The sequence below is a fragment of the Sunxiuqinia sp. A32 genome (assembly GCF_052690465.1).
On record NZ_JBQYLI010000001.1, the window covers coordinates 126,375 to 142,897 of the forward strand.

The 16,523-nt window shown below is 40.1% G+C and carries 12 protein-coding genes; all 12 read right to left on the reverse strand.

Going from position 1 to position 16,523, the window contains the following annotated elements; translation table 11 throughout:
- Positions 1-3: 3 nt before the first annotated feature.
- Positions 4-1,587 (reverse strand): carboxylesterase/lipase family protein, encoded by a 1,584-nt coding sequence (locus tag ACUNWD_RS00405; protein WP_445585778.1) that lies wholly within the window; start codon positions 1,585-1,587, stop codon positions 4-6.
- A 34-nt stretch (positions 1,588-1,621) separates the two neighbouring features.
- Positions 1,622-3,103 (reverse strand): sialate O-acetylesterase, encoded by a 1,482-nt coding sequence (locus ACUNWD_RS00410; RefSeq protein WP_445585779.1) that lies wholly within the window; start codon positions 3,101-3,103, stop codon positions 1,622-1,624.
- Between the two features lie 68 nt (positions 3,104-3,171).
- A complete protein-coding gene (locus tag ACUNWD_RS00415; RefSeq protein ID WP_445585780.1) occupies positions 3,172-4,509 on the reverse strand; it encodes an MFS transporter in 1,338 nt (445 codons plus the stop codon).
- 12 nt (positions 4,510-4,521) lie between these two features.
- Positions 4,522-5,565, reverse strand: a complete 1,044-nt coding sequence (locus ACUNWD_RS00420; protein ID WP_445585781.1) for a glycoside hydrolase family 130 protein — start codon at positions 5,563-5,565, stop codon at positions 4,522-4,524.
- 111 nt (positions 5,566-5,676) lie between these two features.
- Positions 5,677-6,882 carry a glycoside hydrolase family 130 protein gene (locus ACUNWD_RS00425; RefSeq protein WP_445585782.1) on the reverse strand — a complete coding sequence of 402 codons (1,206 nt, stop codon included), beginning with the start codon at positions 6,880-6,882 and terminating at the stop codon, positions 5,677-5,679.
- A 279-nt stretch (positions 6,883-7,161) separates the two neighbouring features.
- Complete coding sequence (locus ACUNWD_RS00430; protein WP_445585783.1) at positions 7,162-8,838, reverse strand: hypothetical protein; 1,677 nt, start codon at positions 8,836-8,838, stop codon at positions 7,162-7,164.
- 41 nt (positions 8,839-8,879) lie between these two features.
- The gene (locus ACUNWD_RS00435; RefSeq protein WP_445585784.1) at positions 8,880-9,818 is read right to left on the reverse strand and encodes a GH92 family glycosyl hydrolase; all 939 of its coding nucleotides are present in this window, start codon (positions 9,816-9,818) and stop codon (positions 8,880-8,882) included.
- Positions 9,779-11,029, reverse strand: coding sequence for a glycoside hydrolase domain-containing protein (locus tag ACUNWD_RS00440; protein ID WP_445585785.1), 1,251 nt, complete (start codon positions 11,027-11,029; stop codon positions 9,779-9,781). The genes ACUNWD_RS00435 and ACUNWD_RS00440 overlap by 40 nt, the downstream gene beginning before the upstream one ends.
- A 10-nt stretch (positions 11,030-11,039) precedes the next feature.
- A complete protein-coding gene (locus tag ACUNWD_RS00445) occupies positions 11,040-13,271 on the reverse strand; it encodes a GH92 family glycosyl hydrolase (RefSeq protein WP_445585786.1) in 2,232 nt (743 codons plus the stop codon).
- Between the two features lie 29 nt (positions 13,272-13,300).
- Entirely contained in the window at positions 13,301-14,731 is a 1,431-nt protein-coding gene (locus tag ACUNWD_RS00450) for a sialate O-acetylesterase (RefSeq protein ID WP_445585787.1), read from the reverse strand.
- A gap of 90 nt (positions 14,732-14,821) precedes the next feature.
- Complete coding sequence (locus ACUNWD_RS00455; protein ID WP_445585788.1) at positions 14,822-15,691, reverse strand: alpha/beta hydrolase; 870 nt, start codon at positions 15,689-15,691, stop codon at positions 14,822-14,824.
- Between the two features lie 39 nt (positions 15,692-15,730).
- Positions 15,731-16,516 (reverse strand): carboxylesterase family protein, encoded by a 786-nt coding sequence (locus ACUNWD_RS00460; RefSeq protein WP_445585789.1) that lies wholly within the window; start codon positions 16,514-16,516, stop codon positions 15,731-15,733.
- Positions 16,517-16,523 lie beyond the last annotated feature (7 nt).

A 16,523-nucleotide genomic window follows, 5' to 3' on the forward strand; every position in this document is an offset into this window, starting at 1 on the left:
GATTTATCTTCCCTTGTAAAACACTTTATCCCAAAAGCGATAACGATCATCGTTGGGAGTATCAATGAGCTTGGAGTCCACATCAATTATCATTACCGGAGGGTTAGAGTCATCAGTTGACGATGTTTTCCATTCGGCAAGACCTTCGCCATTTGGATTCCCGGTTTTAATAAAATTCACCAGGTAAGAGCGAATGGTTTCGGAAACCTTACGATCATCATCAGTCCAATTGATATTCTTAACCAAATCCATGCTACCAAAAAAATATTCCAATTCGGAGGAATGTCCTGCACCTATTCGCGAATCCTGATCTTCCTCCCGAACTCGGTTAAACAGGTATCTGTAAACAGGCTGGTTGCTGTATTTTCGTTGAAGATCGAACCATTTCCAGGTACAGAAACCAATGAAGCGGTCGGAAACCACTGCTGTAGCTGACTGCTCAGCTTCTTTATCGTTTTGTGCCGGATAAACTTTGATCATTTCATCATACATTTCCGGATAAGCTTCTTTCAATTTGGCTTTGTAGTTTTCAGGTGTAAAGGGTTTTCCGCCCATAAAGTAGAATCCGGGTGTTTCTGCAGAATTCCAACCCAATAATACCGGAATCTGAGCTTGTTTCTTTGCCTTGTAAATTCCTACAAGATCTTCAGGCAACACATATCCATCAACAAGAAGCGGAAATCGCATGCTTTTCGCTTTTTCTGTGTAGATTTCCCATAAGTCTTTTGTACTAAGTGCACGCAGCTCTTTAAGTGAAAGATCTCCTGCTATTTTGGCAAATTCCAATCCCGTTTTTTCTCCTTCTTTTAGTGGCACTGGTGCCAAAGTAGGAATGATAGCTGCGCCACTTTGCCCAATGGCTCCATGAACCAATCCTTTTGAGAGCGGTGATGTCATCTGAACACTTACCGAAAGTGAACCAGCCGACTGCCCTCCAATAGTTACTCTGTTTGGATCCCCTCCGAAAGCAGCAATATTATTTTTGACCCATTTAAGGGCTGCGTTTTGATCTAAAAGTCCATAATTACCTGAAGCATGATATGGCGCTTCAGCCGATAATTCTGGATGAGCAAAGAAACCAAATACATTCAAACGGTAATTGATGGTAACTACCACCACGCCTTCCTGTGCGATTTTTGTCCCATCGTAACGGGGTTCTGATCCATCACCACTATTGAAACCTCCACCATAGAAATAGACATACACCGGAAGTCCCTTTTCATCTTTTTTGGCAGGTGTCCAAACGTTCAGGTAGAGGCAATCTTCACTAAAGCCCAGTTCCGAGCGTGTGCTGGTATCAAACCATAATTCGCCCTGAACAGGACGTCGTCCAAACTTCTTGGTTTCTTTCACGCCGGACCAGTTTGTCATGGGCTTCGGGGCTTTCCAACGCAATTCACCTACCGGCGGCAATGCATACGGTATGCCGAAGTAACACTGTAGTTTTGTGGTTACGTCATAGGCCCCTTCAATAACACCATTTTCAATTTTAGTTTGAACCGCAATCGTATTATTTTGCTGAGCAATTCCCGTTTCAACAAAAAGAACGGTCACAAGCATAAGTGAGATTTGAATTATTTTTTTCATGATATTATGATTTAGTTGTTAGTCAATAACCTCATTATTTTTTCTCAATTATTGGCTCTTTCCAATGGTCAGTTCTGAATGCAACAGCGGCAATCCCATCTCCATTTTCAAGATTTGTAACCGGGTAGTTTGTAAATGCATACCTAACAGCCACCAGATTCTTAACCTTCTTAGACCAAACTTTTACCTGGTTGCCAACAATCTCAGCCTCTGCCGTATGAAAGATCTGATCTTCACCGGCTATTTGAAAAAACTTTGGTGCAGCTCCATCATTTGTTCTTAACCCACTTACGACTGACGACGGAACATAATTTACCATCGCATACTTCTTTTCGAAGTCAACAGAATGTAAGATTGGCCCTTGATAATTCACATCCAGATATCCGTAGTGCCTGTTTAGTGCCGTTTTTGCTAATCTACTTCCTATTGGTTTCTTATTTTTCGGATGAAGATCTTTTGCTTCTCCTACATCCATTGTTGTCACCATTTCAGTATTTCCCAACAATGAAATTTTCTCCTGAGCTTCCCTAAAAAAGGCATAGTCAGCCATTAGAGGATCTTCAATATCGTAAAAGAATGGAGCGACCTGTACGTAGTAAAAAGGGAAATTACCTTGCCCAAAAGCATCCCTCCAGCTTCCAATCATCTTATACATTAAGTGGGTATATTTATCGCGTTCATGTCGATTAGCTTCGCCCTGGTACCAGGCAACACCACTAATGGACAGATTTACAAAAGGGTGTATAATGGCATTGTACAACAAGTAAGGTCTCATTACTTTCTCAAATGAGAAACCACCATCAATCTTTTCCTTTGATCGTTTTGATTGAAGATAAGGCTGCAGGTAAGTTTCATCCAACAATGGATCAGAGGCTAAAACTTCCCTAGACACATAAGCTTGTGCAGAAGAAGCTCCGATTCCGGTAAAGATTATTCCCACAGGAATATCCAGCGTTTCATGAATCTCTTTCCCGAAGTAAAAAGCTACTGCAGAGAATTTATAGGCTGATTTTGGATTACAGACTTTCCATTCTCCGCGAATCGTATTAATGGGTTCATTGTTAAAATTCAAACCGGCATAAAACAATCTAATATTGGGATAATTGGCTTTTTTAAGTTCTTCCTCTGAATTTATTACTTCATCCATCCCGAATTGCATATTGGACTGCCCGCTGCAAAACCAAACATCACCAATTAATACATCCTGTAATTTCAGTTCCTGTTCACTGTCTGCAATACTAATCCAGTGTTTGGAATAATCTCCCGCCTTAGCTTTTGGAACAGGAACAATACCAATAAAATTTCCATTAGCATCAGTCGTTGTAACTACAGGAGCTGCAATCCAATCGGCGTTAATTTCCACCTGAGTTCCAGGAGAGGCAGTTCCCCACACTTTAAATGGCTTATTCTGCTGAACAACCATGTGATCTTTTAACACATCGCTAAATGATAAATCTTGTGCAAAGGAGAATAAGCTCAGCGCAAGAATAATCCCGGTTATGAATGTTTTTTTCATTAATGTTATTTTTGGTTAATAATTTTATCGTTTAAGTCTCTGAATAAAAGTTGCCAATCCAAAGTGAATTACACAACTTCGGAAACCATTTCTTTTTGATCTGAATCATCAACCTTTTCCAAAACCAGCGTTTCATGTGCAGACCCTATTCCCTCTTCCTTATTCACCGATTCAGTCTGTTTAGTAATATTTTTTGCCAATGGATACGACAATAGTTGTAGACCTGCAACGATGACCAATGCATATTTCAATGCAAAATCCTGAGACAAACCATAGGCAAGTGCTATAAACAGGACAAGTCCAAATGCCCTGCCAAGGAACAAACCAACTTCGTGGCTCAAAATGTAAGTGTATTCATTGCGCTTTTCAATCTTTACCACAGCGTCGATTGTCTGCAACATAATTGGGTAATAGGCTAAATCAAACAAGGGCTGAAAAATCACCTTACAAAGAATAAAAAGAACCACTCCAGTGGCTGAAAACAGGACACCATTGAACAGTGTTCCCAGGAAAAATACCAGCAGACCTGCTACAAAAATTTTTAATCGATCACCAGGTTTCGCAATTCGTCCCAGCACATAAACCAAGATAGCTGTTATTGCTCCGCTAATCCCCTGTATTAGGCCAAGTGCTCCTTCATCACCCACCAATTTCAATACAAGAATTGCCGGAGCTGTAACCAAAAAACCTTGCACCATTCCTTTTAATGATGAAAGAAGTAGTAATTTTTTCCAAAGGGACGTAAAGCGGAAATAGATGAAATCCTTTTTTACAGGGTTCTTAAACTTACCCCTCCACAGTACCAATACAGCAACAATTGTTAAAACAATCACTCCAATAGTTACCATTTGATAGGCTTGGGTGATATCTATAACAAAGCCCATAATTTCTTTTCCATCCATTTGACTAATGAAAGCTCCAATAACCAGAGGTACAGAAATGGATGCGATTGAAAAGAAGAAAGATTCTAGCCCAAAAAAGTAGTTGCGATTATCATCTGTTGTATTGTTTAAAGTTAGCAGGTACCTGTTTGTCCAGAAAAAACCGGAAGCTGCACCAAGCGCAAAACCAGTTACCCCAAGCTCAACTATCCCCAATGATTTTACCAGCATCATCGCAAACATAGACAGACCACTCACTAATATGCCCCCCGCATAAAGGGACTTCACATGGATGTATCTCAACAAAAAACCATTGACCAGTGAAGTAGTAACCACTCCAACGTACATAAAGAGCTGGTAAAATGCGACAGAAACAGGATCACTGGTATACCGCATTACATAAGCTCCGACAAATATTTCCACAACAGGAAGGATTAGCGCATAAAGCATGTTGGTCATCAACAAAACCCGCATGTTTTTTTCCTGCTGTTTAAAAAAAGCATACTCTTTTCTCAACTTATTCATAGCACCTAAAATTTATTTGAGGGAATTCAATATTTCCTGAATGGAAAATTCAGCCCCACAAATCACTTCATCACTTGCTCCGTAATAGATGGTTACCTTGTCTCCATCAACTAAATGGCCATTGGTGAAAACAACATTTCCGAAGAAACCTGTCTTTTCATAGTCTGCAATTGGCTCCATAATCGGGTCATTGCTTCGGGCAATTACCTTTGAAGGATTTTCTAAATCAAGAAGAAGAGCACCGAGGCAATAACGATTTTCGGAATTAGCACCGTGATAGATTTCCAGCCAGCCTTCTTTTGTTTTAATTGGAGAGGCTCCTGCACCAACTCTGGCTGAGTCCCACATTCCATCTCGTGTAGTGGCAATACATTGATGATTTCCCCAATGTAAACGATCAGGAGATTCGGCTACCCAAATATAATTTCCTCCCAGCTCCGGGCTGCTTGGGCGATGCAATGCGTAATATTTATCGTTGATTTTTTCTTCGAAAAGAGCACAATCTTTATTGTGCGGAGGAAAAATCATACCATGCCTTTCAAAATGCTTCCAGTCGCGGGTTTTCATCAATCCCACTCCAACGGCCACTGATGAAACCTCTGTGAATGTTAGGTAGAATCCATCTTCAGTCGTTGCAACCCGACAATCTTCAATCCCAAATGATTCTAATTCTCCTTGTCCAAAAATTGGCGGAAACTCCAGATCTTCTTGAAAATTTATCCCGTCAACACTTGATACAAGCCTCAAATAAGACATGGTTGTGAGGTAGTCTTTTCCTTTGTAACCAATTACCCTGGGATCGGAAGCATCCAGTTCAGGGTCATTTTCAGGAAACGAAACAACTTCTATTTTGCCTTCTTTATTATAAACAGGAAAACTGATCACATTTTCCTGTTGGGCTGGCCGTTCTGCCACACGCAGTAACAACCAGGTTTTATTATTGAATTGAAAAACTCCGGGATTAAGTAAACATGTGATCTCCATCCCTTCAATCCCAGGAGCCAGATCATTCGGACTCAATAACGGGTTCTGACTAAATCTTTTTGCTATATCCATTTAAAACAGTGTTATAATTTTTTGTAGGGCAATACTTAAATCTATGTGAGGTTAATAATTGAGGGACATTTTATCCATGAAAATTCAGGCGTCCTCAAATTGTCATTTATGCTACTGTACTTCTGCTACAGCTACCTCATGATCTGCAGCTCCATAGTACATGATGTATTTTCCTTTGAAATACACCAGATTTTCCAGGAAGCAATTGCCTGATTTCTTATTGGGAGACCAACGCCAAATATCATAGCTCTCGGTAGGCCAGATGAAAGGCTTCGTAGTGCGCATGATGACATGAATTGGATTCTGGGGATCTAAAAGAAGCTGTCCGCCTGCATAAAAAATACCGTCGCGATCAGGATTATCTCCCTTTCCGTTATAAATAAGTACAATTCCATCATCGGTTAAAAGCGCCTGTGGGCCCGGCTCGCAAAGGTATCCGTCATAATCATCTGTTCTGGGAGTAATAACCGGCATCAACACTTTCTGATCATCAGTCGCGTTTTCAGGAATTTGGTCATCAACAATTCTCCGACTGCGATTTAAATCTGTGCCGTCTGCCAAGTATTCAACAGGTTCCCAATTGATCAAATCGTCTGAGGTAGCGGCATAAATGTTACTTTCACCCCAGTACATCCAGTATTTCTCCCTGATTTTTACCGGATAAAAATGTTCGCCTTCCTGTTTACAAACAACAGCGCCTGACTTTGACCACAAATTGGCATATTTTCCATTGAGTGCTTTCCGGAAAATCGGTCCGTATTTTTTCCATTGTTTCAGGTCATCACTTACCGCACAACACAGAAGGGCAGTTGTTCCTTCGTAACTTGTATAATAAATGTAATACTTGCCTTCCCTTGACTCGATAACCCTAGGGTCCTCACAACCACCTTCCCATTCAACGGATTTGAATTCATCATTGTCCGGGTAGATAACAGGCTCGGGTTCACAAACGAAATTATAGCCATCCTCACTAATTGCAAGGCCGATACGTGATGTGCCATTGTACTTCCCAAGATCATCTTCAGCACGGAAAAGCAAATATACTTTACCATCCTTAACAATTGCTGCAGGGTTATAGGCATTTACATTTTGCCAATGCACTTCTTTTTTCCTGATTGGATCAAAGAACTTCGCATTCTTGTCAGGTTTCAAACAAGGATTAATATCTAGTCTTTTTACAAATGGACCTATCATCCAGTCGTATTCCATCTGACTGCTTTCTTCTGTTGCTTTTTGTACTGATTTACTTGCACAGGAATTAAACAGGAATATTGCTACGAGTCCCCAGAATAACAATGGTAATATTCGATTCTTCATTTGGTTTAGTTTAGGTATTGGAAGGTTGTTTTTATTTCGTTTATAAGCGAATTTTCAATTAGGAAATCTACCGGCAGTATTTCAACAATAAACTGCCGGCAGAACTATAAACACTCAGTAAATTCATTTCCGATTCTCGGTATATTTTGTCCATTTCCAATTTATCTAGCTTCCCAAGGATTATTTGTAATATCTCTGAGATATTCTTCATAATGCTTTCTTAATTAGATAATACATGAACATCCAAATACCCTATTTTAAAACAATTTTTTTTTTTAGTTATTCAATTGGTAGTCCTTTATATGCACGATAAGTTGCTGCTAAGTCCATACTGCGGACGAAATAATACTTTTTCCCATCATTGCGGGCTTTAACATTTTCAGCCAACTCTTTCATCATTTTAGGAGCATCGTGATGTGCTCCACCAATAAATACAGATAAGAATAGAGGCTCGCCCTCTGGTGCATTATCAAGTGCATGATTCAGGAATCGATCGCTACTGTGGGTCGTTCCGATGTGGAAAGTCTCATCATCCATGTGGTATTCATAGCGACCAATGCCTCGCCAATCAGTTCCCGCGTATCCACCATTGATGCAATATGGTTTTACTCTCCATGCAACAGGTTCGCCACCAATCATTTGTTTCATTGTAAGTAATCCTGCTTTATCCATGTAATGTTTGGTCCAGTCGCAATAGAAAGAAAAGCCTGCAAATCGTTCCGGGATTGGAGAACCATCTCCCATCATACCTGCTAATTCATGCATTTGCATTTTTTTCTCGTACCACTCAAACACACGTGGAGCAAGGTCTACAATGGCCGGGTTAATCACCCAGGTGGTTGGAATTGCATCTAAATCTTTCGTATGCATAATCGTATATGCCTCATAAACCATTGTATGCAACAGGTTGTCTCCGTCTGAAATATGCAGTGTAATATAAACGGCATTATCCTCAACCGGATAGGCTTTAGGAGTTCCTTTTTTCCCTTTCACTGAAGGGAAAGATGACATCACCGTCAGGTTTTCCACGGAAATATAGGGAACCATTATGTAACCGTAATCAGCAAATAATTTATCTGCTTTCAGTTCATCAGTCCACCCCATAATAGGTGTTCCTGCCGGGTATTTCTTCACTACAGTTTCGTAATAATGACACTCTTCCGGGATTTGAATGTCCAGAAAATAAGTAAACAATTTATTTGCAACTACATAGTCTTTATTCGCACCGCCCCAAGTGTCTTTTGGGTCAGTGGTCATATGCGACCAGGTAAAAGCAACCTGCTTGTTTGCTCCTTCAAAATAGTTGGCTACCAACCAATCCAGACAATCCATGTTAGAACTGAATTTTCCACGTAAATCTTCAATTACCTTGAAGTTGTATTTTTCTAACTGTTTTGCCATATCCGGCGAGACGATAATCCCATCAGTTTGGGCAGCAATAGTTGTTGCAGCCTCAATCGTTGCTTCTTCGAGCTTTGGATCCCAAATAATAATCCCTTTGATATACGAAAGAGCATGTTCCACCAAAGCCATAAAGCCCGGATTTACCTCTGAAGAATTAATTGAGAGATCTTTTTGTGGAATATCGCTGAATATTTCTTTCAACCACAGATCACCCATTTGGGCTTGCGGAGACCTTTTGGCATCATTCTGATACCAGCCTCCATGGTTATCATTACAGATGGTATTCTTCACATATATTTTTTCCTCACTGGTGCGGTTTACAATACCCTGCAATGCACATGCTGCTACTTGTCCTTCAACTTTGTCATCTTTTAAATCGACAACAATAAGGGATTTTGTTGGTACCTTAATCGTTGGATACAGGCGTGACGCTGGAACTTCAGAAGTTGGTTCTTCATAAATCGATTTTGTTTGTTCTGTTTTGACCTGACAAGAGGAAAAAACAATTGTCAAAAGAAGACTTAGAGATAGGAACAATGACTTGTTATTCATAGTTATTAGTTTATTTATTAGTGTTGGTTATTTTTATTTTTCTATTTGTTTACACTTACAGAATAGGGTCTATCTTCTTTCTCAATTCCCCTTTGCGTATTGGGCTGAGCACTCATTTTGAAAAGAAGTTTGCCACCATTCATTATATCATCATGGCTTATCCAGCTTTTTGAGTAAGCTTTTCCATTGAGTGTTGCTGAATCGATGTACATGTTATCTGCGCTATTGCCATCTGCAACGATGATGAATTTGTTTCCGTTTTCCAGCGTAAGAGTGATTTTATCAAATAAAGGAGTACCCAAAGCGTATTGAGCCACTCCGGGCGTAACACTATGAAATCCCATGGCGCTGAGAACATACCATGATGACATTGATCCACCATCTTCATCACCGGGGAATCCGTCAGGTCCAGAGTTAAAAAGCTTTGTCAAAGTTTCGCGAATAAGCTTTTGGCATTTCCAGGGTTGTCCCGCATAGTCATACAAATAAGGTACATGGAAACAAGGCTCATTTCCACCTTGATATTGTCCTTGTCCACCTGCTTCAACCTCCGCAATTTCATGGATTTTAAAACCATAACCTCCCGGAGGAGCAGAATCCGATGGCACTTCGAAAAGCTCATCAAGTTCTTTTATAAACTCTTCATCTCCACCGATTAAATCAATTAATCCTTGAGGGTCATGTTGAGCGGTCCATTTCCATTGCCACGGATTTCCTTCTACAAATGCGCCACCCCATTCATATGGATTGAAATTTTTATCCCAACTTCCATCCGCATGGCGCGCTTTCATAAAATGATCGGAAGGATCAAACACATTTTTGTAATTGTACATGTGCTTTTCAAACAGATCTTCATAGAATTTATTCCCGGTCATTTGCGCCAGTTTATAGGCACAAAAATCATCATAGGTATATTCCAGTGTTCTTGAAGTGCTTTCTGTTACCTTGGTTGAATTTTTAGGATATGGAATGAATCCCATGGCGAAATAGTCAGTGTGTCCAAATCGGCCGACACCCTTTGATGTTCGATAAAATATCCATTGGATTCATCAAGTCTGGAATGAGTTACTTCGTGATAATAATAGCTTAAAGCACTATCAGGATTGAAAGTGCGAATTCCTTTTGCCCAAGCATCTGCAAAGACAGAAATTGCATGGTTTCCGATCATTCCATTTGGAAGCCAACCAGTGAGAGGTTTGGACATTTCAAGCGATTTCAAATACTCTTTCTGTCCTTCCGTATTGATTATGTTTTGCAATGGAAGTTGAGATCTGAAATTATCCCAGAAAGTAGGGTGGGAGTGGTATTTCCCCTCATGCACTTTACCATTATAGTAGAAATGTGGGTTTCCATCCCGATCTATTTCATACAATTTTGAGGGACGCGTATTTGCCCGGAACAAGCATGAATAAAACGTTTTTTTCTGTTCCAACGTTCCGCCTTCAACCACAATCATATTTAATAATTCATTCCATTTTTTAAAAGAGGCATCTTTGACCTCGTTAAAGCTGAATGGCCCAATTTCTCTGTCAAACGTAATTTGTGCCTGCTCCAGACTAATGCGAGAAGTTGATACTTTAAACTGTACTTTGGCACCTTTCTTAAATTCTACATAAACGCCACTGCCCTGATTGCCAACTATATTCCCGGATGTTACAAATGGCTGATCAAATTGAGCAACAAAATAGTTGCGTCCATTACTGGTAATTGTTCGTTTTTCAGAATCAATTTTAAGGTTGCTTGCATTTCCTTTTATCACCAAAAAGGACTGATTGCTACGAGGATATTCCAATTTGAAATAGCCGCACCGATCGGTCGAGGTTATCTCTGTTGAAATGCCATCCTCAAATGTAACCTTGTAATAATGCGGTTTGGCAATTACTTTATTGGGATTGAAAGCAGCACCATATCGTTTGCCATTAGTGGTCAATTTGCCAACCATTGGGACAAATGAAAAACCACCCCTGCTTCCAAAACCATAGATGGTATCTAAATTATATGGATATCCTTCCGGTGCCCAAAAATTCATTCCCATAGGAATACCTACCATCGGAGAACAACGACCATGAGAAAACTCAAAAGTATTGTGAGATCCTTGCAATGTATTTACATATTGCACAAGATCCTGCTCTTGAGCACGTAAATAGCTAATTGAAAATATTATTGCGATTAATAGTATGTATCGTTTCATTCTGGTTGGTTTAATTGTGCTTGCTTAACGAGTAAGGCTTGTCTTGGTCGCCAGTTCCACGTTGTTTGTTTGGCTTACTGCTCATTTCAAAATGAAGTTCTCCACCATTCATAATATCATCGTGAGTAATCCAGTTTTTAGAGTAGGAATTGCCGTTCAAAGTCGCTGATTTGATATACACATTATCCGCACTGTTATCATCTGCAACAATGGTAAATTTCTTACCGCTCTCCAGGGTTATCGTGATTTTATTAAACAGAGGACTACCTAATGAATACTGAGCGACTCCCGGAGTTACCGTATAGAATCCCATTGCACTGAATACATACCACGATGACATTGCACCTCCATCTTCATCACCAGGAAATCCTTTGGGGCCTGAATTGTATAGTTTTGTCAACGACTCACGAAGAAGCTTTTGACCTTTCCAAGGTTGGCCAGCATGGTTGTATAGATAGATGTTGTGGAAGCAAGGCTCATTTCCCTGAGCATATTGTCCCTGACCTCCGGCAACCGCTTCATTGATCTCGTGGATCCAATAACCATAACCTCCATGCAAAACAGAATCAGAGCGAACAGAGAACAGCTCATCAAGGTTCTCGATGAATTCTTTCTCACCGCCCATCAGATCCATCATTCCCTGAGCATCCTGCTGAACTGCAAAGCGCCATTGCCATCCATTACCTTCAACAAAAGCTCCACCCCATTCGTAAGGATTGAAATCTATATCAAAATTACCTTCAACATCCCTTCCTTTAAAGAAATCATCAGATGGATCGAACACATTTTTATAGTTGAAAATGTGCTTGGCGAACAGATCTTCATAATATTTGTTGCCCGTCATTTGAGCCAGTTTATAGGCACAGAAATCGTCATAATTGTACTCAATAGTTTTGGAGGTAGTTTCCATGACCCGGTTTGTATTTTGTGGGTATGGAATGTAGCCCTGTGAAAAATAATTTTCGAAGCCCATTCTTCCATATCCTCTTTCATGATCAATGTTGTAGGCACTGTTGTTTATTGAATCGAGAACCGAATGAGTAATTTCGTGGTAATAATATTTCAGCGCTGTTTCAGGATCAAATGTGCGAATTCCTTTTGCCCACGCGTCAGCCAATACTGAAATTGCATGGTTGCCAATCATCACATGGCCACTTGGCCACCAACCGCTGAGCTCTTTTGTCTTCATCAAAGATTGCACATATTCTTTTTCTCCTTCTGTATTGATAATGTTTTGCAGAGCAAATAGCGAACGGTAGGCATCCCACAAAATAGGATTTGAGTGATATTTCCCATCATATATTTTGCCCCCGTAGAAATAATGAGGATTGCCTTCTTTATCTACTTCATATTCTTTCCCCGGACGAAGATTTGCACGGAACATGCATGAATAGAAGGTTTTTCGTTGCTCTTCGGTTCCACCTTCAACCAAGATTTTATTCAGTAAATCATTCCAGACAGTATAAGACTGCTCTTTTATTTCATTGAAACGTTTACTTCCAACTTCACGATCGAGCGTAACTTGTGCTTGCTCAGCGCTAATTTTAGATATAGAAGTTACAACTTCAACACTCGCACCATTTTTAAATTTTAGGTAAGCTCCAACCCCGTTTCCACTATCCATTTGCTTTTGATCCAAAATCACTTTCGATTGATTTTGTGTGGTCCCATATGCAACAAATGGTTGGTTGAATTGCATAATAAAATAAGTTTTATAACGAGCCTGTGAATGCCACGATTGATTAGTTACAAAACCTGTTATTCGTTGTTTTTCAGGATTGATACAAATATCGGTTTTCCCGCCGCCTCCATATAAAAGGAATGCTTCTTTTGACCGAGGAAAAGTAAATTTGAAATAGCCACAACGCTCTGTGGTTGTCATTTCTGTAGTTACCCCGTTTTCTGTAGCTACCTTGAAATAATGAGGACTACCTACTACCTGGTCAGGATCAAATCCGGATGAGAAATTCCCTTCTTGCAAATCTGCTCTGCTCACTAATGGAGTCAAAGAGAATCCGCCACCACCTGCACCTCTTACTGTTTTATTGATTATAGAAAATCCATTTGGCGACCAAAAATTCGCACCCTGAGGAAGTCCAACTAAAGGGGAGCAACGGCCATGTGAAAAATCAGAAGTATTATGTGAGCCTTGCAAGGTGTTTACATATTGCACAAGATCTTGTTGTGCGTATGAATATCCCACAAAAAATAGTGTTACTAACAGCGTTAAATATCTTTTCATAATTTACTTTTTTATTTTATTGGTTTAGGTTAAAAATCATCACTTCTAAAGGGGACTACCGGTTGTCCAAAGGCATCCCAAAGTTTTCCGGGACTACAGTTTTTGAAATTGTAACGAACAGCAATTGGCCTGGCAACATCGTACGTTGACAAGTACAACACGGTGGCATCGGGTCGCATGCGAACAGCTTTGGCCGGATGGAATACTTTATCGGCTCCGGCAAGTTCAAATCCCGGAATTTCTCCTTTAATAACAAAACCATAGTCGCCTCCGTCAAAAGAGACTTTAACGACTCCATTGTTAACTTCCATTGATTTGAATGTTGGGCCGATGGGTTTGATCGCATCTCCATAGCCATAGTCTTTGCTAAGTGCCCAATAAGCCAATCGTTTTGCAACCGGAACTTTTTGCGAGGGGTGAATATTGCTGGTTTCATAATCGTAAATAAGATCGTTGGTGCAGACCATTCCGACATTATCGATCATGGACATTACTTTTGCCTGCTGCTCGCGAAGTAATGCCCCATTGATATCGTTTTCACCATACTCATAGGGAACAATCTCAACATAGTAGAATGGTTTTTTATCTCCACCCCATATGTTGCGCCAATTATTTATCATGGCAACCATCTTGTCAGCGTAATTGCTACTACTGCTACCTCGGCCAACATTAGATTCACCCTGGTACCAGCAGAAACCTTTTATAGCGTAGTTATGCAGTGGATAGATCATCGCATTGTACTGAACTTCGAGAGTGTTGAAACCACTCATTTCTTTTCGACCAACTGATTCCGGATCGAAATCTTCAAAGTCTTTTTGCAGTTCTGCAGGAAACCAGGCTTCTATCCAGGTACCACCACAACTACTATTGATAATTCCGATCGGAATATTCAGCGCCTTGTGGAGATTAAGGCCATACAAATAGCTAATCGCACTAAATTTTTTCACAACAGAAGGTGATGCGGATTTCCAGTTTCCTGTAACATCTGATTTCTTTTCCAATGCTGCATCAATCTTCACAAAGAATAGCCTTATATTGGGATATTGAGCGCTTTCCACAATGATTTCCTGTGAGTGTTCAATTGGACAATCTCGCCCTCCTTGTACAGGAATATCCATGTTTGACTGTCCTGAACAGATCCAGACTTCACCTATCAAGATATTGTTCAGAGTAACTGCTTCTCCATCACTGATTGTCATGGTTTGAACATCAAAAGATGCGGCCGGAGTTTTTACTATAGCACTCCAGTTACCTTCTTTGTCAGCTTTAACTTTAACAGCATCACACCATGATGGTGCGATTTCAATTGTCGCTTTTGGTTCACTCCATCCCCAGATTTTTACATCGGTATTTTGTTGCAGAACCATATTGTCGCCAACCAATGCCGGTAACTTAACTTTTGCATTTACACTTACAATTGAGCAAAATATTAGAAGTATTAAAATCAGATTCTTTTTCATGCTGATGTGTTATTCCTAATTGTTGAGATTATTTGCCTTTATGGACATTCTGTCCTATCGAGTATCGTTGTTTTAATCAATGCTTAATTGTTAAAATTGATGGAATCCCTGTGATACAAAATCCAGGATTTCAGGTAAAGCGCTTCGCCAATATGCCCAGTTGTGGATACCATCACGAATACGGAATTCATGTTTGATTTCATTTTTATGCATGGCAATATGAAGCAAACTATTTCCTTCGTATGTAAAATCACCATCTCCGCAATCAATATACCAGCGCACAGCACCTTTCTGTTCTTCAGGCATATTTATTACCAGCTCCAGTGCACTGTGGGTCTTGTAATATTTTTTCAATTCAGAATCTGATATACCGGGATATTGTTTCTTCCATCTTTTGGCTGCATCTTCCTCCGAGATTGGCCCTGTTCCTGCACTGATAGGACAGGCTGCTGAAAACAATTCAGGGTGATGCATGGCATACATTAAAGTTCCGCCACCACCCATTGACAGACCGGCAACAGCCCGGTATCTTTTTTCTCCTTTGATTCGGTAGTTTTTCTCAACGTGTGGCATAAGCTCCTTAAAGAAGAAATCTTCATAATTCCAATCTCCTTTGGGGCTGTTAAAATATCCTCGTTGGCCCGTATTTGCATCGGGCATCACGATTATCATGGATGTTGATTTTCCATCAGCAATAGCTTTGTCAGCAATGTGCTTTACTTCTCCAAATTGCACCCAACCTGTTTGATCATCCCCACCTCCATGCAATAAATATAAAACAGGATAGCTTCTTTCTGAATATTCATAATCTGCTGGAAGATAGATGGCATATTTTCGTTCCATCTTTAAGATTTTACTTTCAACTGAAAGATTATCATAGACTTTACCTCCAGTTTGTGCAGATGCTGAAACTGAAAGTAAAAGCACAAGAAGTACCGTTAAACAATTAAGTTTTTTCATGATTTGTCGGTTTAGTTGGTTTAATAATAGTGGTTGTGATTATTTAGTTTTTTCAAAAACCCAAGGCATTAGCTCTGGTATTTTAAAAGTAGCGTCCCATGAATTATGTCCGACTCCCGGAAATTCCGTGTAGCGAACATCTGCTTTAAGTTTTCTTAGTGCTTCAACCATTCGCCGAGAATTCTCCACGGGAACCACATTGTCACTGGCTCCGTGTGCAATCCACATGGCAGTAAATGATGCATATTTAGGAACATCTTGCGTATAACCTCCTCCACAAATAGGCACTGCTGCAGCAAATGTTTTAGGTAACCTGGATAGCATGTCGTAGGTGCCAAATCCACCCATAGAAAGCCCCATCAAATATTGGCGGGATTTATCCACTTTCGAATTTTTCGTTAGTTGTTTGTGAAGACCAAGCAATAAGCTCATAGCAGCCGTGGGAGGGTCTTTATCCTCCTGTTTTAGAATTCTTCGGTAATCAGCCCACATGCTACTCTCAGGGCATTGTGGAAAAACCACAATTGCAGGATAATTTTTTCGGACATCAGGCTTTGTAAAGAACGAGCCAATGTGTACAAGCTGTTTGGCATTATCACTGCCACGTTCCCCAACACCGTGCAAAAACAGGATCAAAGGATACTTCTCTTTATTATTAGCTGCATATCCTTCCGGGTAGAGAATTCGATAAGGAAGTGTATCACCTTTTTCACTGATGAAATTGTTGGCTTGGTAAGCCTCCAAAAGTTCAGCGCTTTGTGACCAACTTTTAAAGGATGATCCAATAAACAAGAGTAAGGTGAATGCTAAAAAGATCGTTTTCATATTGAAA

Coding starts and splice junctions, on each gene's coding strand:
- ACUNWD_RS00405 (WP_445585778.1), bottom strand. CDS start 1,587: ATGAAAAAAATAATTCAAATCTCACTTATGCTTGTGACCGTTCTTTTT.
- ACUNWD_RS00410 (WP_445585779.1), bottom strand. CDS start 3,103: ATGAAAAAAACATTCATAACCGGGATTATTCTTGCGCTGAGCTTATTC.
- ACUNWD_RS00415 (WP_445585780.1), bottom strand. CDS start 4,509: ATGAATAAGTTGAGAAAAGAGTATGCTTTTTTTAAACAGCAGGAAAAA.
- ACUNWD_RS00420 (WP_445585781.1), bottom strand. CDS start 5,565: ATGGATATAGCAAAAAGATTTAGTCAGAACCCGTTATTGAGTCCGAAT.
- ACUNWD_RS00425 (WP_445585782.1), bottom strand. CDS start 6,882: ATGAAGAATCGAATATTACCATTGTTATTCTGGGGACTCGTAGCAATA.
- ACUNWD_RS00430 (WP_445585783.1), bottom strand. CDS start 8,838: ATGAATAACAAGTCATTGTTCCTATCTCTAAGTCTTCTTTTGACAATT.
- ACUNWD_RS00435 (WP_445585784.1), bottom strand. CDS start 9,818: ATGGGATTCATTCCATATCCTAAAAATTCAACCAAGGTAACAGAAAGC.
- ACUNWD_RS00440 (WP_445585785.1), bottom strand. CDS start 11,029: ATGAAACGATACATACTATTAATCGCAATAATATTTTCAATTAGCTAT.
- ACUNWD_RS00445 (WP_445585786.1), bottom strand. CDS start 13,271: ATGAAAAGATATTTAACGCTGTTAGTAACACTATTTTTTGTGGGATAT.
- ACUNWD_RS00450 (WP_445585787.1), bottom strand. CDS start 14,731: ATGAAAAAGAATCTGATTTTAATACTTCTAATATTTTGCTCAATTGTA.
- ACUNWD_RS00455 (WP_445585788.1), bottom strand. CDS start 15,691: ATGAAAAAACTTAATTGTTTAACGGTACTTCTTGTGCTTTTACTTTCA.
- ACUNWD_RS00460 (WP_445585789.1), bottom strand. CDS start 16,516: ATGAAAACGATCTTTTTAGCATTCACCTTACTCTTGTTTATTGGATCA.